This window comes from Arthrobacter sp. RT-1 (assembly GCF_003367205.1).
Classification (GTDB): Bacteria; Actinomycetota; Actinomycetes; order Actinomycetales; family Micrococcaceae; genus Arthrobacter.
Genome location: NZ_QRGQ01000002.1, coordinates 203,962 through 227,414, shown reverse-complemented (window position 1 = coordinate 227,414; position 23,453 = coordinate 203,962). Strand labels below are relative to the sequence as shown.

Genomic DNA, 23,453 nt, shown 5'->3' with positions numbered 1-23,453 from the left:
AAAGTTAGAGCCAGTTGCAGGAAGTGGCCTTGGCGAACACGGCGACGGCGGCCTTCCGCACTCGCCGGAAGGCCGCCGTCGCTGTTTTGGCGGGTAGCTGCGGGTTATCCGGCCGTGGCCGGCTCCAGCGCCCCGGCAGCATCCTCCGCTGCTGCTTCGGTGTGTGGTTCGAAGCGGACGAACATGGCTTTGAAGCCGGGGGTGTTGGATTCCCGGGCGACGTTTTCCTTGTGGACCAGGGCGTTGGCTTCGGGGAAGTACGCGGCGGCGCAGCCCTTCGCGGTGGGGTAGGCCACGAGCCGGAACTTCTCCGCGCGGCGGTCAACGCCGCCGAAGGTGCTGACGACGTCCACGAGGTCGCGGTCGTTGTAGCCCTGTTCCGCGAGGTCCTCGGGGTGGATGAGGATCACGCGGCGGCCGCCGGAGATGCCGCGGTAGCGGTCGTCCAGGCCGTAGTAGGTGGTGTTGTACTGGTCGTGGCTGCGGATGGTCTGCAGCACCAGGTGCCCGGCCGGCGGGGTGAGGTACTCCAGCGGGCTGACGGTGAACCGGCCGCGGCCGATGTCCGTGGCGAACGAGCGGGTGTCCCGGGGCGGGTTGGGCAGTACGAAACCGTTTTTGGTGCGGACCCGGGCGTTGAAGTCCTCGAAGCCGGGCAGGACCCGTTCGATGTGGTCCCGGATCACGTCGTAGTCCTCAGCCATGGCCTTCCAGTCCACGGAGTGGTCCGGGCCGAAGGTGGCCTCGGCCATCCGCGCCACGATCACCGGCTCGGCGAGCAGGTGCTCCGAGACGGGGGTGAGCCGGCCCTGGGTGGAGTGGACCACGGACATGGAGTCCTCCACGGACAGAAACTGGGCGCCCTTGGGGTGCTTGTCGTCCTTGTCGGTCCGGCCCAGGGTGGGCAGGATCAGCGAGGTGCGGCCGTGGACGATGTGGGAGCGGTTGGGCTTGGTGGAGATGTGCACGGTCAGCCCGATCCGCTGCATCCCTGCCTCCAGCATTTCGGTGTCGGAGCAGGCGAGCGAGAAGTTGCCGCCCATCGAGACGAACACGTCCACCTCGTTGCGTTCGAACGCCTCCATGGACTCCACGGCGTCGTAGCCGTGGTGCCGCGGGGAGGTAATGCCGAACTCCTTGTCGAGGGACTCAAGGAGCCATTCCTTGGGTTTTTCCCAGATGCCCATGGTGCGGTCGCCCTGGACGTTGGAGTGGCCGCGCACGGGGCAGGCGCCGGCGCCGGGTTTGCCGAAGTTGCCCTGCAGCAGCAGGACGTTGACCATTTCCTTGATGGTGTCCACCGAGTGCGGCTGCTGCGTCACGCCCAGCGCCCAGCAGAAGATGGTGGCCTTGGACTTGATGAGCATCCCGGCCACTGTCTCGATCTGTTCCCGGGACAGGCCGGTGGCCTGCTCGGTCTCGGCCCAGTCCAGCTCCTTGCGGGCGTCGCGATAGGCGTCGAACCCGTCGGTCTGGGCGGCGATGAAGGAATGGTCCACGACGGTCCCGGGGTTCCGTTCCTCCTCCGCCAGCAGCAGGTGGCCCAGCGCCTGGAACAGGGCCAGGTCCCCGCCGACCTTGATCTGCAGGTACTCGTCAGCCAGCGGCGTGCCGCCGCCCACCACACCTGAGACGGTCTGCGGGTCCTTGAAGTTAAACAGGCCCGCCTCGGGCAGCGGGTTCACCGCCACCACCTTGCCGCCCTTGTCCTTGCATTCCTTCAGCGCGGACAGCATGCGCGGGTGGTTGGTGCCGGGATTCTGGCCCACCACGAAGATCAGCTCGGAATCGTGGATGTCCTCCAGGGACACGGTGCCCTTGCCGATGCCGATGGTCGGGTTCAGTGCCGAGCCGGAGGACTCGTGGCACATGTTGGAGCAGTCCGGCAGGTTGTTGGTGCCCAGCGCCCGGGCGAACAGCTGGTACATAAACGCGGTCTCGTTCGCGGTCCGGCCCGAGGTGTAGAACACGCAGCGGTCCGCCGTGGTAGCCCGCATGTGCTCACCGATCAGCTCGAAGGCATCGGCCCAGGAGATCGGTGAGTAGTGCGTGTCACCCTCGCGGATTACCACCGGTTCACTCAGCCGGCCCTGGTTACCCAGCCAATACTCCGTCTTGGTGGAGAGCTCCGCGATCGAGTGCTTAGCCCAGAACTCCGCCCCCACCGTACGCAGGGTGTTTTCCTCGGCCACGGCCTTGGCGCCGTTCTCGCAGAACTCGGCGGCCTTTCGCTTCTTGTCCGACTCCGGCCACGCGCAGCCCGGGCAGTCAAAACCGCCGCGCTGGTTCAGCCGCAGCAACGACTGGGCCGTGCGGGTCACACCCGCCTGCGCCACCGCACGTTCCAGGGCGACCATCACGGCCTTCACGCCGGCCGCCTCGGTCTTGGGCTTATGGACTTCGAGGTCGTCCTCGTTGATGTCCGCAACGGGTGCGGGCTGCTTACCGAACTTCATTGTTCCAACTTCCTTACCGGCATACGTAGTTCTGGCACCAGCAAAGGCGCACCAAGGTTCCTGGCGCGCCTTTGCTGGACACTGCTGTTACTTCGATGGCTACTGGGCGACCTTCGCCAGGGTTTCCTGCTCGGCGCCGATGGTGGTGTTGTCGCCGTGGCCGGTGCGGACCACCGTCTCGGCCGGCAGCACCAGCAGCCGCTCCCGGATCGAGGCCAGGATGGTCGGGTAGTCGCTGTAGGACCGGCCGGTTGCCCCGGGGCCGCCGTTGAACAGCGTGTCCCCGGTGAAGACCGTTCCTTCGCTTTCGAGATAGAAGCAGGTGGAGCCCGGCGAGTGGCCAGGGGTGTGGATGGCCCGCAGCGTAGCGCCGCCGACTTCGAACAGGTCACCATCGTGGTGCTCCCGGTCCGGCTTCGTGTCCGGGTAGACCTGCTCCCACAGCACCAGGTCCTCCGGGTTCAGCACGATCGGGGCGCCCACGGCGTCCGCAACCTCCCGGGCGGCGCCGATGTGGTCGTTGTGCGCGTGCGTCAGCAGGATCGCTTTAACTTTCCGGCCGCGGACTTGGTTGATGATCGCGGTGGCGTCGTGCGGGGAGTCAATGATGACGCATTCCTCGTCGTTGCCGACGATCCAGACGTTGTTGTCCACATCCCACGTGCCGCCGTCGAGCGAAAACGTCCCCGAGGTGACCAGGTTTTCAATCTGTACTGCCATTACAGTTCCACCACCGAGCGGAGGACCTTGCCCTGGTGCATCTTTTCGAAGGCTTCCTCCACCTGGTCGATGGTGATGCGCTCCGACACGAAGGCGTCCAGGTCCAGGTTGCCCTGCTTGTAGTGGGACACCAGCATCGGGAAGTCCCGGGAGGGCAGGCAGTCGCCGTACCAGGAGGACTTCAGCGACCCGCCCCGGCCGAAGACATCCAGCAGCGGCAGCTCGAGCTGCATGTCCGGCGTCGGGACGCCCACCAGGACCACCCGGCCGGCGAGGTCGCGGGCGTAGAACGCCTGCTTGTAGGTTTCGGGACGGCCGACGGCGTCAATCACCACGTCAGCGCCGTTGCCGCCCGTGAGGGCACGGATGGCTTCCACCGCGTCTTCCTGCTTGGAGTTCACCCCGTGCGTTGCGCCGAGGGACTTGGCCATCTCGATCTTGTTGTCGTCGATGTCGACGGCGATGATCGTCGTGGCGCCCGCGAGCTTGGCCCCGGCGATCGCGGCGATGCCCACTCCGCCGCAGCCGATGACGGCCACGGACTCGCCACGCTTGACTTCACCGGTGTTGATCGCCGCGCCGATGCCGGCCATCACACCGCAACCGAGCAGGCCCACCGCCGCAGCATCGACCTCGGGGTCCACCTTGGTGCACTGCCCCGCCGCGACCAGGGTCTTCTCCGCGAACGCGCCGATGCCCAGGGCCGGCGAGAGCTCGGTGCCGTCCTCCAGGGTCATCTTCTGGGTGGCGTTGGCCGTGTTGAAGCAGTACTGCGGCTGGCCCTTGGCGCACGCCCGGCACTGACCGCACACGGCACGCCAGTTCAGGATCACGCGGTCGCCCGGGGCCACCTCGGTGACGTCCGGACCAACAGCACTGACCACACCGGTGGCCTCATGGCCCAGCAGGTACGGGAACTCATCACCGATGCCGCCCTGCTTGTAGTGCAGGTCCGTGTGGCAGACGCCGCAGGTGAGAATATCCACCAGCGCCTCCCCCGGACCCGGGTCCGGCACCAGGATGGTCTCCAGCGAAACCGGGGCATCCTTCTCCCGGGCGATGACGGCTTGAACTTTATGGACCATTGTTCTCGTGTTCCTTTCCTGGACCCGGGCGGATCCGGCGACTCGGCACCACGTGCCAATCTAGCTGACGCAAATGTGCCTGACGAGGCCGTCCTCCTGGTTTGCCAGCCGCAACCAATTGCGTAATACACAACCAATTGCGCATAGCGCTACAGGAAAATATGACAGTGGCCACAGCCCCTGTCAATAGATATATCAGTACGGAGTGCTTAATCTGCTGCCCGCAGTAGGCTGGATGGCATGGCTTCTGAACAACCCCCTGCCGAGCGGCGCGAAGTAACAGTGCGCCGGGCCCCCAAATATGTGCCCTTCCTGATCCTGGGCGCATTGGTGGGGATTGTGGCCGCGGCGGTAGTGGCGTACGGCCTTCCCGGGAACGCCAGCTTCGATGCCGGCTCGGTCTTCGGCTTCTTCCTGGTGATGTTTGCCGGCTTCGGTGCCATCCTGGGCGCCGCGCTGGCCCTTATCCTGGACCGCCGCAGTATTAAGCGCCGGCAGCGGGCCGTGGTGGAGTCAGTTCCCGACTCTGAGCCGGACACCGATCCCCAGCCCTAGCTCCGGTCATAAACCGCGGGCCGGAAAAGTCATACCCCATGTCGTGAGATAATCGACCAGTGGCACGCGGCGATGGAAAACTTTCCCATGATCTTCTCCCTGGCGAAAAAGGCCCGCAGGACGCTTGTGGCGTCTTCGGAGTCTGGGCACCAGGTGAAGAAGTAGCAAAACTTACCTATTACGGGCTGTATGCACTGCAGCACCGCGGTCAGGAGTCGGCTGGTATAGCCACCAGCGACGGCAAGCGGATCAACGTCTACAAGGACATGGGACTTGTCTCCCAGGTCTTCGACGAGACCACGCTGAACACCCTGACCGGGCACCTGGCCGTCGGCCACTGCCGCTACTCCACTACCGGCGCAAGCCACTGGGCCAACGCCCAGCCCACCCTCGGTGCCACCAGCACCGGCACCGTGGCCCTGGCGCACAACGGCAACCTGACCAACACCGCCGAGCTCAACGCCATGATCCTGGAACGCAACGGCGGCAACCTCACCGGTGAAATGAAGCAGGGCAACACCTCGGACACCGCCCTGGTCACGGCCCTGCTGGAAGGCGAAGAGGGCAAGACCCTCGAGGAGACCGCCACCGAACTCCTGCCCAAGATCAAGGGCGGCTTCTGCTTTGTCTTTATGGACGAAGGAACCCTTTACGCCGCGCGGGACACCTACGGCATCCGCCCGCTGGTCCTTGGCCGGCTGGAGCGCGGCTGGGTGGTCGCCTCCGAGCAGTCCGCCCTGGCAACCGTGGGCGCCAGCTTCATCCGCGAAATCGAGCCCGGCGAATTCATCGCCATCGACGAAGAGGGCGTGCGTTCCAAGCGCTTCGCCGAGCCGACGCCGGCCGGCTGCGTTTTCGAATACGTCTACCTTGCCCGCCCGGACGCCGCCATCGCCGGCCGCTCCGTCTACGAATCCCGGGTGGAGATGGGCCGCCAGCTGGCCCGGGAAAACACCCAGGTTGCGGACATCGTCATTCCGGTTCCGGAATCCGGCACCCCCGCCGCGGTGGGCTACGCCGAGGAATCCGGCATCCCCTTCGCCCACGGCTTCGTCAAGAACTCCTACGTGGGCCGTACCTTCATCCAGCCCTCGCAGACCCTCCGCCAGCTGGGTATCCGGCTCAAGCTCAACGCCCTCGAGTCCGTGATCCGCGGCAAGCGCGTGGTGGTGGTGGATGACTCGATCGTCCGCGGCAACACCCAGCGCGCCATCGTCCGGATGCTCCGGGAAGCCGGCGCCGCCGCCGTGCACGTCAAGATTTCCTCCCCGCCCGTCCAGTGGCCCTGTTTCTACGGCATCGACTTCGCCTCCCGGGCGGAATTGATCGCCAACGGCGCCACCATCGAGGAGATCTCGCAGGCCATCGGTGCCGACTCGCTGGCATACATCTCCGAGGACGGCATGATCGGCGCCACCCGGCAGCCGCGCGAACGCCTCTGCACCGCCTGCTTCACCGGCAAGTACCCCATCGAACTCCCGGGTTCGGACAAGCTGGGCAAGAACCTCCTGGAGCGCACCGACCTGGGCGGCTTGAAGCCCTCTCCGTCCGCCCTCCCGGGCCAAACTGCGGCCCTTGCCGTGGACCCCGAAGTGGACCCGGCGGAAAAGTCCGGCGCCACCGGCTGCGACCCCGGACCGGACTCCGAGTTTGAAAACCTACTGACCGAAGCCGACCTCGTGCCGGACGTACACGCCGCCGCCGGCGCTGACAAGAAAGAGTCCGTATGACTTCCGCAACGCCCGCCGCAAACAACGCCGGCATCACCTACGCCTCCGCGGGCGTCGATGTTGAAGCCGGCGACCGCGCCGTCGAGCTCATGAAGGGTGCCATCAAGGCAACCCACAACTCCTCGGTGATCGGCGGGGTAGGCGGCTTCGCCGGCCTCTACGACGTCTCCCGGCTGCTGACCTACAAGAAGCCGCTCCTTGCCACCTCCACCGACGGCGTGGGCACCAAGGTTGCCATCGCCCAGGCCATGGACATCCACGACACCATCGGTTTCGACCTGGTGGGCATGGTGGTGGACGACATCGTGGTGGTGGGCGCCGAACCGCTGTACATGACCGACTACATCGCCTGCGGCAAGGTGGTGCCGGAGCGCATCGCCGACATCGTCCGCGGCATCGCGGCTGCCTGCTCGGTGGCCGGCACGGCACTGGTGGGCGGCGAAACCGCCGAGCACCCGGGCCTGCTGGGCGAGCACGAGTACGACGTCGCCGGTGCCGCCACCGGTGTCATCGAGGCGGACCACCTCCTGGGCCCGGAGCGCGTCCGCGCGGGCGACGTGGTGATCGGCATGGCCTCCTCAGGCCTGCACTCCAACGGCTACTCCCTGGTGCGCCGCGTGATCAACCACGCCGGATGGGCACTCGACCGCCAGGTTTCCGAACTCGGCCGTACCCTGGGCGAGGAGCTCCTGGAGCCCACCCGCGTCTACGCCGCCGACTGCCTGGACCTGGCCCGCACCTTCCCGGTGACGGGCAGCGCTGCCGTTCACGGCTTCAGCCACGTGACCGGCGGCGGCCTCGCCGCCAACCTGGCGCGCGTCCTCCCCCAGGGGCTGGTGGCCACGGTGGACCGCGCCACCTGGGAACTGCCGGCCATCTTCAAGCTGGTCTCCGAGCTGGGCAACGTCCCGCTGGCGGACCTGGAGCGCACCCTCAACCTTGGCGTGGGCATGGTGGCCATCGTTTCCCCCGAAGCGGCGGACGCCGCCGTATCCCGCCTGAACGACCGTGGCCTCCCGTCCTGGGTCATGGGCACTGTCACCGAGGATTCGGACTCAATCCTGAAGTCCGGCCCGGACTATGTCCAAGGCGCCAAGGGCGTGGACGGCGGCGCAGTCCGCCTGGTCAACGCCTACGCGTAAACACTACTCCCGCGGGCGCTCCGCGGCTGCCCCCTGACGGGCGGCTGCGGGGCGCCCGCTGCGTTCAACCCTGTACCTGGATGAGGTTCAGGATCCCGCCCTGCGCATCGCGGATGGTGGCCAACGAACCATTTCCCGGGTGGTCGTCCGGCGCCACAAGAATCCCGCCGCCGGCGGCCACTGCGGACTGTACGGCTGCGGTAAGGTCGGCAACACCAAAGTAAATCTGCCAGCCGGCTTCCTCCCCCGCCTCGGCAGGGACAACCCCGGCCACCTCCCCACCCTGCACCAGCAGCGTGCTGTAGCTGCCGCCGTCGTCCTGGGGATATTCGGTGACCTCATGCCCGAAAAGCTGCTGGAGGAAGCCGACGGCGGCCTGCGGTTCGGGCGTTGACAGTTCCGCCCATGCCAGTGCACCGGGTTCGTCGTACAGTTGGCTTCCTGTATGCGTTCCGGCCTGCCAGATGCCGGTAGTACCGCCCCCGGGAGGCCTCAGAAAAGCGAGGACGCCTGTATCCCCTACTGTTTCGGGTCCGAACTCCGCAGCCCCGCCGGCGTGGCCGGCGTCCTGCACAGTGGCTGCGGCATCACTGCAGGCGAGATAGATGTTCCACTGGGCATGGGTTCCGGCAGCCTGCTGCAGCGGGTTTTGCGGGGCGATGACCGCGACGAGCTGCCCATTCATGAAGGCGCGGGCGAAGCTGCGGCCATCCGGCGTGGGCAGGTCTTCATACGTCCAGCCGAACACCGTCGCATAAAAGTTCTTGGCAGCGGCAACATCGGGTGTCTGCAGGTCCGCCCAGCAGGGCTCACCCTCTTCGTACTTGGTGCGGGCAGTCATGCGGTCAGGCTACCAGTGCGGGCAGGACTGCCCGGCAAACCGGCAACAGAAAGCCCGCTGCCAGCACCTTTGAAGGTGCGGACAGCGGGCTTTCCAACTGAAGTCAGGACCCTCGATCCGCGGGGATCAGGGTACTGAAAAAGAAGCGCTGCACTGATCCATCGGAAACTGCAGAAACACCTGCTGCATCCATTGGTGCCGCGGCGTCACAGGGCTGCCGCCCTCAGGCGTTGGCAGCTTGCGACAACTAGCCGATCCGACGGGTGTCTACCTCGTCGTCGTCTTCTTCCAAATCATCCGCGTACTTATCCACATAAGCCGAATAGTCCGGTTCGACCGGCTCATTCGCATAATGGCTCGTGGCACGACTGCCTGGACCCGTCAGCTCACGCTGAAGTGCCGAGTAGTCAGTGTTCGGGGAGTAGTACTTGATATCCCGAGCCTGCTTGGTAGCTTTTGCCTTTTGACGGCCGCGCCCCATGGCGTGACCCCCTTTTGTACTTGGACCGGAGGTGGTCACCTTGGCGTAGGTGAGGCCCCGGAATGTTTGGTCAATTTGTCGTACACCTAGATTACATGCTTTCCGCCTGCCCTGCTTGCCAGACGGGACGCCCGGCCGTGGTTTGCGCTACTATTCCCCTGCTCCACCCGCGAGTTTCCAGCTTTTTTCTTCGGTAGAGTCGCTAAAACAACTGCCGAAACTGGACGGCTACCAGGCTGCCACCGCGGAAAGAACGCAGGAGGATGCACCCACGTGAACAACCAGGACGTCCCGCCGAAGCCCACCTCGCCGCCCACTGGCGGCCTGCCGAAGGTTCCTGCCGGGAACGAGGCCCCCGGCCACGGACACAGCCCAGCCGCAGGCCCTGCCCCCGCTCCCGAATCCGTCACCTGGTCCCAGCATGTGCCGGAAGCGAAGCCAAGGATGCGGGCAGGAACCAAACGCGCCCTGTGGAAGGCGTTCTTCGTCGTCGTGCTCCTGGCCGTGGTCAGCGGACTGGTGTGGCTCGCCATCTGGCTGAATTCCGGCCAGGGTTCCCAAGCAGCCGATGCCGAAACTTCCGGCGTGCTTGAGACCACTGTCACTCCCCCCGCAACACCGCTGCCCCTGCCGCGCGAAGGAGTGCCGGCCACCGAGTATGCGCTGGGGGACTGTTTCGCCGACTTCAACCCCGAAGCGCTGGCGTCCAGGGTGGTCCCGTGCGACACAGGCCATTCCGCACAGCTGGTGGCGGTCTTCCGCTACCCGGAAACCGGGGACTACCCCGGGGCGGACGCGCTCAAGGCCAAAGCACTGGAAGCCTGCCAGGCTGCCAGGCTGGGCCCGGCGGCCGACCAGTACCCGCTCAATTTCCAGCGCAGCTTCCCCAGCGATACCAGCTGGGGCTCCGGGGACCGCAGGGTGGACTGCTACGTGACTGCAGACGGCGGCAACGTCATCAACGCAAGCGTGCTGCCCTAGCGGCCAGGCCGCCGGGGCAGCACACCCTTTATGCGTTTAGTCCTTCCGACGTACGGAGAGTCCGGAATTCGACGCGCCGGTCAGGGCGTCCACGTCGCCCCCTGCCAGTTCTCCGACGTCGGCCGCGGTGTCCACCAGCACGGTGTCGCCGTCGCTGATGTCCCCGGAGAGGATGGCTTTCGCCAGCCGGTCGCCGATCTCGCGCTGGACCAGGCGGCGGAGCGGCCGGGCGCCGTAGGCGGGATCGAAGCCGGAGATTGCGAGCCAGGCCTTCGCCCCGTCGGTAACCTCCAGCGTGAGCCGGCGTTCGTGCAGGCGCCGGCCCAGTTCACCAACGTGCAGTTCCACGATGCGTGAGAGTTCCTCCACAGTGAGCGCGTCGAACAGCACCACTTCGTCCAGCCGGTTCAGGAATTCCGGCTTGAAGGAGGCGTTTACGGTTGCCATCACGGCGTTCCGCTTGGCTTCGGCGTCCAGGTTCTGGTCAACCAGGAACTGGCTGCCCAGGTTGGAGGTCAGCACCAGGATGACGTTGCGGAAGTCCACGGTACGGCCCTGGCCGTCGGTGAGGCGGCCGTCGTCGAGCACCTGCAGGAGGATGTCGAAGACTTCGGGGTGGGCCTTCTCCACCTCGTCCAGCAGCACCACCGAGTACGGCCGGCGCCGGACGGCCTCCGTGAGCTGGCCGCCCTCCTCGTAGCCCACGTAGCCCGGAGGGGCGCCCACAAGCCGTGCCACGGAGTGCTTCTCGCCGTACTCGGACATGTCGATCCGGACCATGGCGCGCTCGTCGTCGAACAGGAAGTCCGCGAGGGCCTTGGCCAGCTCGGTCTTGCCTACGCCGGTGGGGCCCAGGAAGAGGAAGGAACCGGTGGGCCGGTTGGGGTCGCTGATGCCTGCCCGGGCACGGCGGACGGCGTCGGACACGGCCGTGACGGCCTTGCCCTGGCCGATGAGCCGCTTCCCCAGCTCCTCCTCCATATGGAGCAGCTTCTGGCTCTCACCCTGCAGCATGCGGCCCGCCGGGATGCCGGTCCAGGCGGAGATGACCTCGGCGATGTCGTCCGCGGTCACCTGCTCCGCCACCATCTGCGAGGACTTGTCCGTGACGGCGGCTTCGGCCTCCGCAGCGGCATTCAGCTCCCGCTCCAGTGCAGGGATCTCGCCGTAGAGCACGCGGGACGCCGTCTCCAGGTCGCCTTCGCGCGCCGCTTTTTCGTAGGCGCCACGCAGCTCGTCCAGCTTTGCCTTGAGGTCGCCGACCCGGTTGAGGCCGGCCTTTTCAGCTTCCCAGCGGGCCTTGAGCGCGTTCAGCTCCTCTTCCTTGTCCGCCTTGTCAGCCCGCAGGGCAGCAAGGCGCTCGACGGAGGCCTCGTCCTTTTCACCCTGCAGAGCCAGCTCTTCCATGGTGAGCCGGTCCACAACGCGCTGCAGCTGGTCCACTTCCTCCGGTGCGGAGTCGATCTCCATCCTGAGCCGGGACGCGGCCTCGTCCACCAGGTCGATGGCTTTGTCCGGGAGCTGGCGGCCGGAGATGTAGCGGTTGGAGAGCGTAGCGGCCGCCACCAGGGCCGAATCGGAGATGGTGACCTTATGGTGCGCCTCGTAGCGCTCCTTGAGTCCGCGGAGGATGCCGATGGTGTCCTCCACGCTGGGCTCGCCTACGTACACCTGCTGGAAGCGGCGTTCCAGGGCGGGATCCTTTTCGATGTTCTCGCGGTATTCATCAAGCGTGGTGGCACCGATCAGCCGCAGCTCGCCGCGGGCCAGCATGGGCTTGAGCATGTTGCCCGCGTCCATGGAGGAATCGCCGGTTGCACCCGCACCCACCACCGTGTGGATCTCATCGATGAAGGTGACAATCTGGCCTTCGGAGTTCTTGATCTCCTCCAGCACGGCCTTCAGCCGCTCCTCGAACTCACCGCGGTACTTGGCGCCGGCCACCATGGACGCCAGGTCCAGGGCGATCAGGGTCTTGCCGCGCAGGCTTTCCGGCACGTCCCCGGCCACGATGCGCTGGGCCAGCCCCTCGACGACGGCGGTCTTGCCCACGCCGGGTTCACCGATGATCACGGGGTTGTTCTTGGTGCGGCGGCTCAGGACCTGCACGATGCGCCGGATCTCCGTGTCCCGGCCGATCACCGGGTCAAGCTTTCCGGACCGCGCCATGGCGGTAAGGTCCGTGCCGAACTTCTCCAGCGACTGGAAGGTGTTCTCCGGGTCCGGGTTATCCACCTTGCGGTCACCGCGGACACCCGGAAGGGCGGCGAGCAGCGCTTCACGGGAGGCGCCGGCGTCGCGCAACGCCCGGGCTGCTGCATCGTTTCCGCCCGCGAGGCCCAACAGGAGGACCTCGGTGGAGACGAAGGTGTCGCCCAGCCGGTCCGCCTCTTCCTTGGCATTCTGGATGGCCTGCAGGGCAGGACGGGAAAGCTGTGCCTGCTGGCTGGAGCCACCGGAAGTGGCCGGCAGCGCCTTGATGGCGCTGCTCGCCTGGACACTGACGGCGTCCGGGTCGGCGCCGGTGGCGCGCAAGAGCGCGACGGCGACGCCCTCGCGCTGATCCATCAGCGCCTTGAGCAGGTGGGCCGGTTCCACCTGCGGATTGCCTGCCGTGGAGGCGTTCATGGCCGCAGCCGAGAGAGCCTCCTGGCTCTTGGTAGTGAATTTGACGTCCAAAGAGGGCTCCTTTCAGGGGCAGATTTTCTAAGTTGAGTCTACTACGCTCAACTTTGGATTGGGACTGTTTATTTCCGAATGCAGGCATCTGTTTTCCTACAGCGAACGTCCACTCCGCTGTTCCCCTAACCTTCAGATGCCCCTAGGATCGGGCGTGTGACCGGGGAGGACGTTCCGCCGGCGCATTCGAGAGGGGACAGTCCATGAAGAAGTTCGTTGTTCTTTACCTTGGACCCAAGGCAGCCCAGGAGCAGATGCAGGAAAGCACGCCGGAAGCGGCCCAGGAGGGCATGAAAGCCTGGATGGAGTGGGCAGCCCGCGCCGGTGAGGGCATTCTGGACATGGGCAATCCATTGGGGGCCGGCAAGGAAATTACCAGCACCGGCGCGTCTGACACCACAAACGGCGTGGCCGGCTATGCCATTGTCCAGGCGGAGGACCTTGAATCCGCGCAGGCCCTGTTCGACGGCCACCCACACCTGATGATGCCCGGTTCCAGCATCCAGGTGTACGAATCCCTGGACCTGCCGGGAATGTAGAGCCCAACCGGTCGACCGGGAACCCCGGTGAAAGCCGTCATCTGCGGGGCCGGAATCAGTGGGCTCTCCAGCGCGGCGTTCCTGGCCCGTGGCGGCTGGGACGTGGTGGTGGTGGAGCAGTCCGAGGGTCCTCGGCCGCTGGGGTACATGATCGATTTCTTCGGCCCCGGGTGGCGTGCAGCGGCCAGTTTGGGCATCGTCCCCCGGCTCCATGAGTTGGGCTACCGGGTCCGGCAGGTGGACTACGTTGACCGGAAAGGCAGGGCACGGGCCACCCTTCCCTTCTCCGGATTCGCGCAGGTTGCCGGTGGCGGGCTGGTCAGCATCCTCCGCCCGGACCTGGAACGTGCCATCCGCGAAGCAGTGCCTCCCGGCGTGGAGCTTCAGTACGGCCGCACCGTAGTGTCGGTGGGCCAAAGCCGGGAGTCCGTGGCGGTGACCCTCGACGACGGCGAGGTGCTGGAGGCCCACCTGCTCATCGGCGCTGACGGGATCCACTCCGTGACCCGTGAGCTCGCCTTCGGCCCGGAAGACGAGTTCTTCCGCTATCTCGGCTTCCAAGTGGGCTCCTACTCCTTCAGCGACCCGGAACTCGCCGCCCGCCTCGGGAACCGGTTCGCCATCACGGACACCCGGAACGAGGCGATGTTCTTCTACCTGCTCCGTGACGGCCGGATCACCGCCATGGCCGTCCACCGCACGGACAGTCCCGGGCTTCCGGAGGATCCCCGGGCACTGCTCCGGTCCAGGTACGGCGGCCTGGGGTGGATCTGCCCTACCGCCCTGGAGCAATGCCCGCGGGACATCTACTACGACCAGGTAGCCCAGATCAGGATGCCCCGCTGGCACACGGGCCGCGTCGTCCTGGTGGGTGACTCCGCTGCAGCCGTTTCACTGCTCGCGGGCCAGGGCGCATCCCTGGGCATGGCTGCTGCCGGTGTGCTGGCCGAGGAACTGGGGCGCCACTCAACGATCAGCCGTGCCCTGGAATCCTTCGAAGCCAGGGTGCGCCCCGCGGTATTGGAGCACCAGAAGGCCGGCGCAGCTGCCGCCCAGTGGTTTGTCCCGGGAACCAGGCGAGCCGCATTCGCCCGCCGCACCGCCATCCGGCTTGCCGGCATCCCGGGCATGAAGCGGGTCATCAGCTCAGCAGTCATCGGAAAATCCGGCGCAGCACTCTAAGAATCCACAAGCGGGGGTCCCAGGGCGAGGTGTACAACTAGGTCCCGTAGACCGACACGGCGGCGGCCTTCACCACAAAGTGCACCGTCATGCCGGGAACCAGGCCCAGGTCCGCCGACGCCGCGGGCGTGATGTCTGCGGCGAGGCCGTCCGCGCGCACCCGGATCAGGTCGCCATGGGGCTCGAGATCCGTGATGGACACCGGGAAGGAGTTGCGGGGGCTGCCGTGTGCGTCGGTGAGGAACACTGACACGGCCGACGGCGGGAAGACCGCCACGCCCGGCCGGTCGTTCCCGCCGGCATCGGCGGGTTCCTCGAGGTGGCCGGAAATCTGCCGACCCCCGCCCGCCCGAATCCCGGTGCCCGTCATGGTTCCGGGGACAAAGTTCAGCCCGGCCAGTCCGGCAGCAAAGGAACTCCTGGGCCGTTCCAGCACGGTACGGGTGGGGCCCGCCTCCACAATCCGTCCGCCCTCCAGGACAGCCACCCTGTCCGCAAGCATCAGGGCATCCAGGACATCGTGGGTGACGATGATGGCCTGCCGCCCGGCGAGGACGCGCTTGAGCAGGCGGCGCAGCAGCGGCGCCGAGTGGATGTCCAGCGCGGCCAGGGGCTCATCCAGCAGGAGCAGGGCAGGATCGGCGGCGAGCGCGCGGGCCACCGCAACCCGCTGCGCCTGCCCGCCGGAAAGCTCCGCAGGACGACGGTCCGACAGGTCAGCGGCCTCTACCTCTGCAAGCCAATGCTTCGCCCGGCTGTTGGCCAGGTGCTTGGACATGCCGCCACTTCGCGGCCCAAAGGCCACATTCTCCAAGGCAGTGAGGTGCGGAAACAGCAGCGGTTCCTGCGCGAGCAGTACGGTGCCCCGGTGGTGCGGAGGCACCCATGCGTGCTGTTTGGGATCCAGGTGGAACAGCGTGCGGCCTTCGAGTTCGGCGCGGCCGCTGTCCGGTTTCAACAGCCCGGCGATGCTGGCCAGCAGCGTGGATTTGCCCGCCCCGTTGGGTCCCATCACGGCAAGGGTTTCCTCCGGCCCCACCGTCAGGGCCACGTCGAAGCCGCGCCCTGCCACGGCTGCCTGGAAGGAGAACGTCACGGAACGTTCCCTCCCGCCGGAGCAGGCGCCGTCGTCCGCTTTCCGGAGACCTGGCCGGCTGTGCGGCCGCCGGCAGGGCGCCCGTAGGCAAGTGCCACCACGGCTACGGCGACGGCCACCAGGACCAGGGAGAGCGCGACGGCGGCGTCCGGGTCCGTTTCCCGCTGCAGGTAGATTTCCAGCGGCAGGGTCCGGGTCACCCCCTGCAGGCTGCCGGCGAAGGTGAGCGTGGCGCCGAACTCGCCCAGGCTGCGGGCAAAGGCCAGCACGGCGCCGGACGCCAGGCCGGGCAGTATCAGCGGCAGGGTCACGCGCCGGAAAACGACCCTCGGCGGCGCACCAAGGGTCGCCGCCACCGCCTCATACCGCGACCCGCCGGTCCGCAGCGCGCCTTCCAGGCTGACGACGAGGAACGGCAGCGCCACGAAGGTCTGGGCCAGGACCACGGCGGTGGTGGAGAAGGCGATCCGCAGCCCCAGCACCTCCAGGGCCCCGCCCAGGAGTCCCTGCCGGCCGAACGTGTAGAGCAGTGCGATGCCGCCCACCACGGGCGGCAGCACCAGCGGAAGCAGCACCAGCGACCGCAGCAGCCCCTGCAGCGGGAACCTACCCCGCGCCAGGACCAGGGCCAGCGGCACACCCAGCACGATGCACAGCGCAGTACTGGCAGCCGAGGTGCGCAGGCTCAGGCCGAGGGCGGAGAGCGCGGGTTCGGAGGTGACCAGGGGAAGGAAGTTGGCCCAGTTGACTCTTGCCACGATGGCCAGCAGCGGGAGGACAACCACCAGGGCGGCCACCACCGCCAGGGCGTAGAGCCAGCCCGGGACCCCGGTGTAGGCCGCGCGCGCCTTTGTCCCCCTCATGGCTTGCGGGGTTGCTGGCGGAGCACTACTGCGCCTGTCATTGCGTGGCCGGCCCGAAGCCGGCCTGTGCCAGCACCTGCCGGCCTTCAGGGCCGGCCACCAGGTCCAGGAACGCGCCGGCGGCGGTGGTGTTCCTGCTCCCGGCCAGCACTGCGATGGGATAGTTGTTGACTGCCCCGGCCGCTTCCGGGAACGGCACGCTTTCCACCCTGTCCCCGGCGGACCGCACATCCGTGACGTAGACAAGCCCGGCGTCGGCTTCTCCGGAGATGACTTTGCCCAGGACGTCGGTGACCGAATTCTCCTCGCTGACCGGACTGAGCCCGGTTCCGTGCTGTTGCGAGAGAGCGGCGGCGGCCGCCCCGCACGGCACCTGCCGGGCACAGGTCACCAGCCGTGTTCCTGCCCTTGCGAGGTCGGCGAAGGAGTTGATGCCGGCAGGGTTACCCGTTGGGACCGCGATGGCCAGGGTGTTGGTGGCGAATATCCGGGGTTCTCCCTGCAGCAGTCCGGCATCACCAAGCTTGTCCATGTTCCGGGTGTCGGCCGAGGCAAAGACATCCGCCGGAGCGCCCTGGCTGATCTGGGTTGCCAGGTCCGACGATCCCGCAAAACTGACAGTGACGTCCGTTCCCGGGTGCTGCGCCTCGAACATTTCGGCCAGCTCACTGAAGCTGGAGGTGAGGGAGGCCGCCGCGAAGACCGTGAGCGTCCCTTCCCCTGTGTCATCCCCGGGGGAAGCGTTGCCTGCGCAACCGGCGAGGCCCAGCGTGAGGGCCGCCGCTGCCAGCACTGCGGGAATTCTCCCTCTCACGGGGCACCCTTTCCCTGCGGGGTTTCGATGATGACGGTGGTGGCTTTGACCACCGCAGTGGCCACCGACCCGAGCTCCAGCCCCATGTCCCGGACAGCCTCGCTGCTCATCAGGGACACCACCCGGAACGGCCCGCACTGCAGCTCCACCTGCGCCATCACCGTGTCCGCCGTGATGCCGGTGACCAGCCCGGTAAACCTGTTGCGGGCAGAACTGCCCGTCCGGTGCGGATCGTCCGGGAGCTGCGCCAGCTTTTGGGCATGCCGGGCGAGTTCGAGGCCGTCGACGGCGAGCCGGCCGGAATCGTCCCGGAGCGGAGTCAGGGAGCCGTTGTCCGTCCAGCGGCGCACCGTATCGTCACTGACGCCGAGCAGGCGGGCAGCTTCTGCGACGCGGATGATGGTCATTTCCCCACTATAGGCCGCAGATGCGGACGTTTCTCCTGCTTTGATCCGCTTTTTCGATTATGACCGGCCCCCGGTCCGCCGTCGGGGCAGCACACTAGACTTCCTCCATGTCCATCTTCATCGACCCGCCGCTGTGGCCTGCGCACGGAACGCATTTCTCCCACCTGGTTTCGGACACATCGCTGGCGGAGCTTCATGCCTTCGCCGCGGAGGCGGGCATCCCGGAGCGGGCCTTCGATGGAGACCACTACGACGTCCCGGAGCGCCGCTTCGAGGACCTGGTGGCGGCCGGAGCGGTTCCGGTGGAAGCCCGGATCCTGGTCCGCAAGCTGATCGCCAGCGGCCTGCGCATTCCCGCCCGGCAGCGGAACAAGTCACTCAAGGTGCCGCTGCAGCTGCGCTGGGACGCCATCATGCCCGGCCATGACGCCCTGTTCCTCGACCTGCTGGACCGCTGGAGCGAACCACACCGCCGGTATCACGGCTGCACGCACCTGCTCTCGGTGCTGGAGTCCCTGGACCTGCTGACCGATCCTGCCGACCCGCCGCGCACCGTGCTCCTGGCCGCCTGGTTCCACGACGCCGTTTACCGCGGCATCGCAGGCGAGGATGAGGAGGAGTCCGCCCGGTTGGCCGAGGACCGGCTCCGCGCCGCAGGCCTGCCGGACGCCGAGGTGGCTGAGGTGGCGAGGCTGGTCCGGCTGACCAGCGACCACCGCCCCGGGGCAGGGGACGGCGACGGAGCCCTCCTGTGCGACGCCGATCTGTCCGTCCTCGGCGGGGAACCGGATGACTATGCCCGCTACGTCGCGGCCGTCCGGCAGGATTTTGCGCACATTGGCGACGCCGACTTCGCGGCGGGGCGTGCCGCCGTCGTACGCCATCTGCTGGAACTTGACCCGCTCTTCCATACCGAGCGGGCGCAGGAGCTGTGGCTGGCTGCCGCGCACCGGAACCTGAAGGGTGAACTGACATGAACGCGCCGCATTCGAACGCGCTGCACGTGTATTCCGCAAGTGCGGCGCACCGGCAGCTCCCCTATACGGTGCGGCTGGAGTGGGGGCTCGACGGCGCCAGGACCGTAACGTCCGGAGTGGACCTTGCGGTGGTGGTGGACGTCCTGTCCTTCGGCACGTGCGTCAGCGTTGCCCTGGACCGCGGCGCCACGGTGTTTCCCTATCCTTGGAAGGACACCACCGCGGAGGACTTCGCAGCCCACCATCACGCCCAGCTGGCAGGTCCCCGCGACGGCGGCGGGCTGAGCCTGTCCCCGGCGAGCCTCCGCGCGGCTGGTTCGCTGGAGCGGGTGGTCCTGCCCTCCCCCAATGGCTCCTCCCTGTGCCACATGCTGGCCGCCGAGGTCCCGCTGGTAGCGGCAGTGTGCCTGCGCAACGCCGCAGCCACCGCGGACTGGGTGGCGGCCAACCTTCCGGAGGATGCGGTGATCGCCGTGGTGGCCGCGGGTGAACGCTGGCCGGACGGCACCCTCCGTCCCGCCGTGGAGGACCAGATCGGGGCGGGCGCTTTCATCGCCGGGCTGGTGGCTGCCGGCAAGGGCGGTTACGAGGCCGAGGACGGCAGGCACGGCTATTCACCGGAGGCGGTGGCAGCGGTGGCCGTGTTCGAGGCCGCGGAGCCGCGGCTCCGCGAGATGCTGCACGGGTGCTCCAGCGGGCGGGAGCTGCTGGGCGCGGGCTACGGGGACGACGTGGACATCGCCGCCGAACTGGACGACAGCGACTCCGTGGCTGTCCTGGTCAACGGCGCCTTCAGCACTATCCCCGGCACCCCGCCACGCCGTTGACCTGCGGACGTACAGGCCGGCTGACGCGCAGCTGTTTACCGGTATGCGGCCACGAACGGTGCGCTGGTCGGCACGATCTGCTTGCCTAGCGGCATCAATGACACCGGAATCAGTTTCAGGTTGGCGATGGCCAGCGGGATGCCGATGATGGTGATGGCCATAGCAAAAGCCGTCACCACGTGCCCGATGGCGATCCAGATGCCCGCCACCAGCAGCCAGATCACGTTGCCCAGCAGCGAAAAGACACCCGAGCCGCCCGGCTTGTCCACCACGGTCCGGCCGAACGGCCAGAGCGTGTAGGCGGCGATCCGGAATGAGGCGATGCCCCACGGGATGGTGATGATCAGCAGGCAGCAGATCACCCCGGCCGCGAAATAGCCGAGCGCCAGCCAGAACCCGCCGAAAACCAGCCAGATGATGTTGAGCAGTGTCTTCATCCATCCATTGTGCCCCGGCAGGTTCCACCCGGACGTAGGGGGATCCCCTGACCGGACCCTGAAAACGGCGGCCCGGCGAGGATCCCCGTGGGCCGTCAGACCGTGGCGTCCGACTTCGCGGCCTGCACGAAGGCGCGGATCTTGGCCAGGTCCTTGACCCCGCGGGATGCCTCCACGCCGGAGGACACGTCCACGCCCCACGCGTTGGCCGCCACGGACGCCTGCGCCACGTTGACCGGGTCCAGGCCGCCGGCGAGCAGCCACCGGCGTCCCTGGAGTTCGGGCACCTCGGCCATGGCGGCGTAATCCCACGCTTCACCCGAACCGGGAACCGCGGAGTCGATCAGCAGCAGGTCCTCGCCCCAGTCTTCAATCTCTGACCGGGCGGCACCCATCGTGACGGCCCTGATCAGCTTCATGCCGGCGTCGTGCACTGTTTCCACGTCCTGGCGGGAACGGGAGCCATGCAGCTGGATCCACTCGAGCCCGGCGGCCCGGGCAATGGCGACGGCGTCGGCCACCGGCTCGTGGCGGAACACGGCGATCGGGGACACCCCTGCGGGGACCTCCGCCAGCAGCGAGGTCACCTGGCCCGGCGAGACAACCCGGGGGCTGGCGGTGAGGACAAAACCCACAGCATCAGCGCCGGCGTCCACCGCCTCACGGATGGATTCGGGTGTACTGAGACCACACACTTTGACGAACATTCCCGGCTCCTTCAGGCTGTTTTCGTGTTGACCCCCCGGAGGAGAGTAGCAGGCAACGCCCCACCCCGCGATGCCCGCACCAGACGAACTAGGCTGGGCTGATGGAAATCATCCGTTTCGCTGACCTCAAGGCCGAACCATGGCGCAACGGCGGCGGGGTGACACGGCAGATCGCGAGCCGGCCCACCCCTGCGTCCCCCGTCCAGGACGGGGCCGGCGACGGTGGCTGGGACTGGCGGGTCAGCATCGCGGACGTGACCAAGGCCGGCAACTTTTCCCCGTTTCCCGGCATGGAGCGCGTCCTCACGGTGATCGAGGGCGAACTCCTGCTGCTCTCCGTGGACGGGGCCGAACACCTCATGGAGAAGTACCGCCCGTTCCGGTTCGCCGGTGGAGCAGCCACCCTCAGCAAACTTCCGACGGGCGATGTCCGGAACCTCAACGTCATCACGCGGACGGGGGCCTTCAAGGGCTTTACGTCGATCATCGAGTTGTCCAAAAAGCGCGCCCACCCCGTGTTCGAAGGGCAGCTGGGGGTCCTGCTGCAGGGGCAGGCCACGGTGGGCGTCGGCGACGGTGACCCAACGGACCTGGGCCGGTACGACGCCGTCGTCGGTTCTGATGCGGACACCCCCAACATCCTTGGCCGCGGCTTCCTGGCCGTCGTTTCCATCGACCGCGTTGAGGACTAGCCCGTACCCCGGATAGGCCAGCCTCGCCTTCGGAAGCAGAGCCTTTCCACACTGGTTACCGGTAGCCGCCGTCCCTAGACTCAGGCTATGACCACTTCAACATTCAACGCGCTCCTGTCCACCCAGATCGGCAACGAATTCACGGCCTCCCAGCAGTACATTGCCGTAGCCACCTGGTTCGCCAACCAGGACCTTCCGCAGCTGGCCCGCTACTTCTACCGCCAGTCCGTGGAAGAACGGAACCACGCGATGATGATGGTGCAGTACATGCTGGACCGGGACATCCCCTTTACCATTCCCGGCGTCCCGGCCGTCCGCAACGACTTCGCCTCCGTCACTGAGCCGCTGGCCCTCGCCCTGCAGCAGGAGAAGGAAGTCACCCGCAATATCGAGGACCTGTTCCGGGCGGCCCGCGGCGAGAACGACGCCCTCGGCGAGCAGTTCATGCTCTGGTTCCTCAAGGAGCAGGTGGAGGAGGTGGCGTCCATGACCACGCTGCTGAACATCGCCGAACGCGCGGACAACCTGTTCGACATTGAGAACTTCATCGCCCGTGAAACCGTCGGCGACGGCGGCCGCGACAGTGCCGCCCCGGTAGCGGCCGGCGGCACACTCTAACCACCGCCCCTCCCCCGGCGGTGAGGTTGGCCACCAACGTGGCCACCCGCCGTCGGGCGTTGCTACGCTGGAAACCAAGGCTCCCATCCGAAGCCTCCGGACGACGGTCCAGTACCCGGAACGCGACAAGACTGGCCAAAGGATCTGTAATGTCCTGGTTAATCCTTCTGGCCTCCGGCGCCCTTGAAGCCGTCTGGGCCGCAGCCCTGCACCGCGCATTCGAAACCACCGGCCGCCGCCGCGTCGCCGCAGGCGCCCTGTTCCTGGTGTCCGTGACCGCAAGCACCGCCGGCCTGGCCATCGCCATGCAATCCATTCCCACCGGCACCGCCTACGCCGTCTGGGTAGGTGTTGGGGTGGTCCTGACCTCCGCCTACGCGATCATCACCAAGGTGGAACGTCCGACGGCGGCGCGCCTGCTCCTGCTCTCCGGCATCGCCGCGTGCGTGGTGGGCCTGAAGGTGGTGGCGTAATGTTGCGGCGCTCCTTCCCCTGGCTGGTCCTCCTGGCCTCCGCCGTCCTCGAAGCAGTGTGGGCCACGGCCCTGGGCCTCTCCGACGGCTTCAGCAAACCGGTGCCCACCCTGGTATTCATCGTCACCGCCGCGCTGAGCATGCTGGGCCTGGGCATGGCCATCCGCCGCATCCCGCTGGGCACTGCCTACGCCATTTGGGTGGGCGTCGGGGCTGCCTTGACGGTGGGCTGGGCCATGGCCACCGGCGTGGAGCCCTTCAGCGTGCTGAAGGTGCTGTTCATCGCCGGGATTGTGGGCTGCGCGGCCGGGTTGAAGGCACTTCCCGGGGAGAAGGGGCACCCGGCTCCCGAACAGCCTGCCCGTGAGACCTCCCACCGCTGAGTCTCCCGCGCTGACTCTCCCCACCTTTGAGGCGCGCTTACGGCGTGTCCCGGCGAATCGCCGTCGTCCTTGGCGTTCCTGAATTCAAAGGTGGGGAGATCCGGCGCGCAGTCTAGGCTTTTGCCATGGACTCCCCCGAGATCACCCAGGCCATGGACGCGCTCCGGACCCGGCTGGTACCCGGGTCGCGGACCATCCTGGGCATCGCCGGCGAGCCCGGCTCCGGCAAGTCCACCTTCGCGGCCTGGATCCAGCAGCAATTCAGCCCCGGTACCGCTGTCGTCGTGCCCATGGACGGCTTCCATCTGGGAAACGCCATCATCGAGGGCACACCGCGCCGCCAGCGGAAAGGCGCCATCGACACGTTCGACGCCGGCGGCTACCTTTCGCTGCTCCGGCGCCTCGCCCGCCGGGACGAGGCCGTGGTCTACGCCCCTGAGTTCCGGCGCACCCTTGACGAACCCGTGGCCGCATCGATCGCAGTCCCCGCCGAAGTGCCGCTGGTGATCACGGAAGGAAACTACCTGCTCGCCGAGCAGGAGCCGTGGAAAGAGGTGCGGGCCCAGCTGGACGAAGTCTGGTTTGTGGACACACCGCGGGAGCTGCGGCTGGAACGGCTGGTGGCCAGGCATGTGTCGTTCGGGATGGACCGGGCGGCTGCCGAAGCCTGGGCAAACGGCCCGGACGAGGCGAACGCCCGGCTGATCCACTCGACCCGTCCGGCTGCCGACCGCATCATCCCCTGGCACTGACAAGCGAAGAGGAGAA

At 67.2% G+C, this 23,453-nt stretch carries 25 protein-coding genes and 1 riboswitch; of the genes, 13 read left to right on the top strand and 12 right to left on the bottom strand.

Translation table 11 applies throughout. From position 1 onward, the window contains the following. Window positions 1-104 precede the first annotated feature (104 nt). The 3 genes from DXK94_RS02430 to DXK94_RS02420 all read right to left on the bottom strand — a co-directional run bounded on the left by DXK94_RS02430 (window position 105) and on the right by DXK94_RS02420 (window position 4,261). Window positions 105-2,456, bottom strand: coding sequence for an FdhF/YdeP family oxidoreductase (locus DXK94_RS02430; RefSeq protein WP_115523666.1), 2,352 nt, complete (start codon window positions 2,454-2,456; stop codon window positions 105-107). A 99-nt stretch (window positions 2,457-2,555) separates the two neighbouring features. Beyond that, window positions 2,556-3,176 (bottom strand): MBL fold metallo-hydrolase, encoded by a 621-nt coding sequence (locus DXK94_RS02425; protein ID WP_115523665.1) that lies wholly within the window; start codon window positions 3,174-3,176, stop codon window positions 2,556-2,558. Then, a complete protein-coding gene (locus tag DXK94_RS02420; protein WP_115523664.1) occupies window positions 3,176-4,261 on the bottom strand; it encodes an S-(hydroxymethyl)mycothiol dehydrogenase in 1,086 nt (361 codons plus the stop codon). The genes DXK94_RS02425 and DXK94_RS02420 overlap by 1 nt, the downstream gene beginning before the upstream one ends. 240 nt (window positions 4,262-4,501) lie before the next feature. Here DXK94_RS02420 and DXK94_RS02415 point away from each other — a divergent pair, with 240 nt between their 5' ends. From DXK94_RS02415 to purM, 3 genes are read left to right on the top strand one after another with little or no spacing between them, the layout of a single operon-like run. Continuing rightward, window positions 4,502-4,816 (top strand): hypothetical protein, encoded by a 315-nt coding sequence (locus DXK94_RS02415; RefSeq protein WP_115523663.1) that lies wholly within the window; start codon window positions 4,502-4,504, stop codon window positions 4,814-4,816. A gap of 59 nt (window positions 4,817-4,875) precedes the next feature. Continuing rightward, complete coding sequence (purF, locus tag DXK94_RS02410) at window positions 4,876-6,546, top strand: amidophosphoribosyltransferase (protein WP_079595245.1); 1,671 nt, start codon at window positions 4,876-4,878, stop codon at window positions 6,544-6,546. Beyond that, complete coding sequence (gene purM / locus DXK94_RS02405) at window positions 6,543-7,688, top strand: phosphoribosylformylglycinamidine cyclo-ligase (RefSeq protein WP_115523662.1); 1,146 nt, start codon at window positions 6,543-6,545, stop codon at window positions 7,686-7,688. Before purF ends, purM begins: the two co-directional genes overlap by 4 nt. A gap of 64 nt (window positions 7,689-7,752) precedes the next feature. Here the strand turns inward: purM and DXK94_RS02400 are convergent, their stop codons facing one another. Both DXK94_RS02400 and DXK94_RS02395 read right to left on the bottom strand, forming a co-directional pair. Then, window positions 7,753-8,529, bottom strand: a complete 777-nt coding sequence (locus DXK94_RS02400; RefSeq protein WP_115523661.1) for a VOC family protein — start codon at window positions 8,527-8,529, stop codon at window positions 7,753-7,755. Window positions 8,530-8,776: 247 nt separating this feature from the next. Next, window positions 8,777-9,010: a DUF3073 domain-containing protein gene (locus tag DXK94_RS02395; protein WP_050053419.1), complete on the bottom strand. Its 234-nt coding sequence runs from the start codon at window positions 9,008-9,010 to the stop codon at window positions 8,777-8,779. A 273-nt stretch (window positions 9,011-9,283) separates the two neighbouring features. Between DXK94_RS02395 and DXK94_RS02390 the strand changes: the two genes are divergently transcribed. After that, window positions 9,284-9,991, top strand: a complete 708-nt coding sequence (locus DXK94_RS02390) for a septum formation family protein (protein WP_115523660.1) — start codon at window positions 9,284-9,286, stop codon at window positions 9,989-9,991. Between the two features lie 36 nt (window positions 9,992-10,027). Here DXK94_RS02390 and clpB read toward each other — a convergent pair whose 3' ends face one another. Beyond that, window positions 10,028-12,670: an ATP-dependent chaperone ClpB gene (gene clpB / locus DXK94_RS02385; RefSeq protein ID WP_115523659.1), complete on the bottom strand. Its 2,643-nt coding sequence runs from the start codon at window positions 12,668-12,670 to the stop codon at window positions 10,028-10,030. Between the two features lie 203 nt (window positions 12,671-12,873). Between clpB and DXK94_RS02380 the strand changes: the two genes are divergently transcribed. Further along, the gene (locus tag DXK94_RS02380) at window positions 12,874-13,209 is read left to right on the top strand and encodes a YciI family protein (protein WP_115523658.1); all 336 of its coding nucleotides are present in this window, start codon (window positions 12,874-12,876) and stop codon (window positions 13,207-13,209) included. A 27-nt stretch (window positions 13,210-13,236) separates the two neighbouring features. Further along, window positions 13,237-14,391, top strand: coding sequence for an FAD-dependent oxidoreductase (locus DXK94_RS02375; RefSeq protein ID WP_115523657.1), 1,155 nt, complete (start codon window positions 13,237-13,239; stop codon window positions 14,389-14,391). A gap of 37 nt (window positions 14,392-14,428) precedes the next feature. On the opposite strand, the gene DXK94_RS02370 is transcribed toward DXK94_RS02375, so the two are convergent. Genes DXK94_RS02370 through DXK94_RS02355 form a run of 4 tightly spaced genes read right to left on the bottom strand, consistent with a single transcriptional unit; the run spans window position 14,429 to window position 17,571 of the window. Then, window positions 14,429-15,487, bottom strand: coding sequence for a sulfate/molybdate ABC transporter ATP-binding protein (locus tag DXK94_RS02370; protein ID WP_115523656.1), 1,059 nt, complete (start codon window positions 15,485-15,487; stop codon window positions 14,429-14,431). Further along, window positions 15,484-16,350 carry an ABC transporter permease gene (locus DXK94_RS02365; RefSeq protein ID WP_115523655.1) on the bottom strand — a complete coding sequence of 289 codons (867 nt, stop codon included), beginning with the start codon at window positions 16,348-16,350 and terminating at the stop codon, window positions 15,484-15,486. Before DXK94_RS02365 ends, DXK94_RS02370 begins: the two co-directional genes overlap by 4 nt. A gap of 37 nt (window positions 16,351-16,387) precedes the next feature. Next, window positions 16,388-17,164 (bottom strand): molybdate ABC transporter substrate-binding protein, encoded by a 777-nt coding sequence (modA, locus tag DXK94_RS02360; RefSeq protein WP_258868406.1) that lies wholly within the window; start codon window positions 17,162-17,164, stop codon window positions 16,388-16,390. Further along, window positions 17,161-17,571 (bottom strand): molybdopterin-binding protein, encoded by a 411-nt coding sequence (locus DXK94_RS02355; RefSeq protein ID WP_115523653.1) that lies wholly within the window; start codon window positions 17,569-17,571, stop codon window positions 17,161-17,163. The genes modA and DXK94_RS02355 overlap by 4 nt, the downstream gene beginning before the upstream one ends. A gap of 107 nt (window positions 17,572-17,678) precedes the next feature. Between DXK94_RS02355 and DXK94_RS02350 the strand changes: the two genes are divergently transcribed. Together DXK94_RS02350 and DXK94_RS02345 are read left to right on the top strand one after the other, a co-directional pair. Beyond that, window positions 17,679-18,548 (top strand): DUF4031 domain-containing protein, encoded by an 870-nt coding sequence (locus tag DXK94_RS02350; protein ID WP_115523652.1) that lies wholly within the window; start codon window positions 17,679-17,681, stop codon window positions 18,546-18,548. After that, window positions 18,545-19,375 (top strand): 2-phosphosulfolactate phosphatase, encoded by an 831-nt coding sequence (locus DXK94_RS02345; RefSeq protein WP_115523651.1) that lies wholly within the window; start codon window positions 18,545-18,547, stop codon window positions 19,373-19,375. The genes DXK94_RS02350 and DXK94_RS02345 overlap by 4 nt, the downstream gene beginning before the upstream one ends. A gap of 35 nt (window positions 19,376-19,410) precedes the next feature. On the opposite strand, the gene DXK94_RS02340 is transcribed toward DXK94_RS02345, so the two are convergent. Both DXK94_RS02340 and DXK94_RS02335 read right to left on the bottom strand, forming a co-directional pair. Then, window positions 19,411-19,812: a YccF domain-containing protein gene (locus tag DXK94_RS02340; protein WP_115523650.1), complete on the bottom strand. Its 402-nt coding sequence runs from the start codon at window positions 19,810-19,812 to the stop codon at window positions 19,411-19,413. A 95-nt stretch (window positions 19,813-19,907) separates the two neighbouring features. Continuing rightward, complete coding sequence (locus DXK94_RS02335; protein ID WP_115523649.1) at window positions 19,908-20,519, bottom strand: phosphoribosylanthranilate isomerase; 612 nt, start codon at window positions 20,517-20,519, stop codon at window positions 19,908-19,910. Window positions 20,520-20,620: 101 nt separating this feature from the next. On the opposite strand from DXK94_RS02335, the gene DXK94_RS02330 reads away from it, so the two are divergent. The 5 genes from DXK94_RS02330 (at window position 20,621) to DXK94_RS02310 (ending at window position 23,437) form a co-directional block, all read left to right on the top strand. After that, window positions 20,621-21,211, top strand: coding sequence for a HutD family protein (locus DXK94_RS02330; RefSeq protein WP_115523648.1), 591 nt, complete (start codon window positions 20,621-20,623; stop codon window positions 21,209-21,211). An 87-nt stretch (window positions 21,212-21,298) separates the two neighbouring features. Further along, window positions 21,299-21,829 (top strand): ferritin, encoded by a 531-nt coding sequence (locus tag DXK94_RS02325; protein ID WP_115523647.1) that lies wholly within the window; start codon window positions 21,299-21,301, stop codon window positions 21,827-21,829. Between the two features lie 74 nt (window positions 21,830-21,903). Beyond that, window positions 21,904-21,969, top strand: a riboswitch (guanidine-III (ykkC-III) riboswitch). Window positions 21,970-21,978: 9 nt separating this feature from the next. Further along, complete coding sequence (locus DXK94_RS02320) at window positions 21,979-22,302, top strand: multidrug efflux SMR transporter (RefSeq protein WP_115523646.1); 324 nt, start codon at window positions 21,979-21,981, stop codon at window positions 22,300-22,302. Further along, on the top strand, window positions 22,302-22,685 hold the full coding sequence (locus DXK94_RS02315) for a multidrug efflux SMR transporter (RefSeq protein WP_115523645.1): 384 nt from the start codon (window positions 22,302-22,304) through the stop codon (window positions 22,683-22,685). Before DXK94_RS02320 ends, DXK94_RS02315 begins: the two co-directional genes overlap by 1 nt. A gap of 125 nt (window positions 22,686-22,810) precedes the next feature. Then, entirely contained in the window at window positions 22,811-23,437 is a 627-nt protein-coding gene (locus tag DXK94_RS02310) for a nucleoside/nucleotide kinase family protein (protein ID WP_115523644.1), read from the top strand. Window positions 23,438-23,453 lie beyond the last annotated feature (16 nt).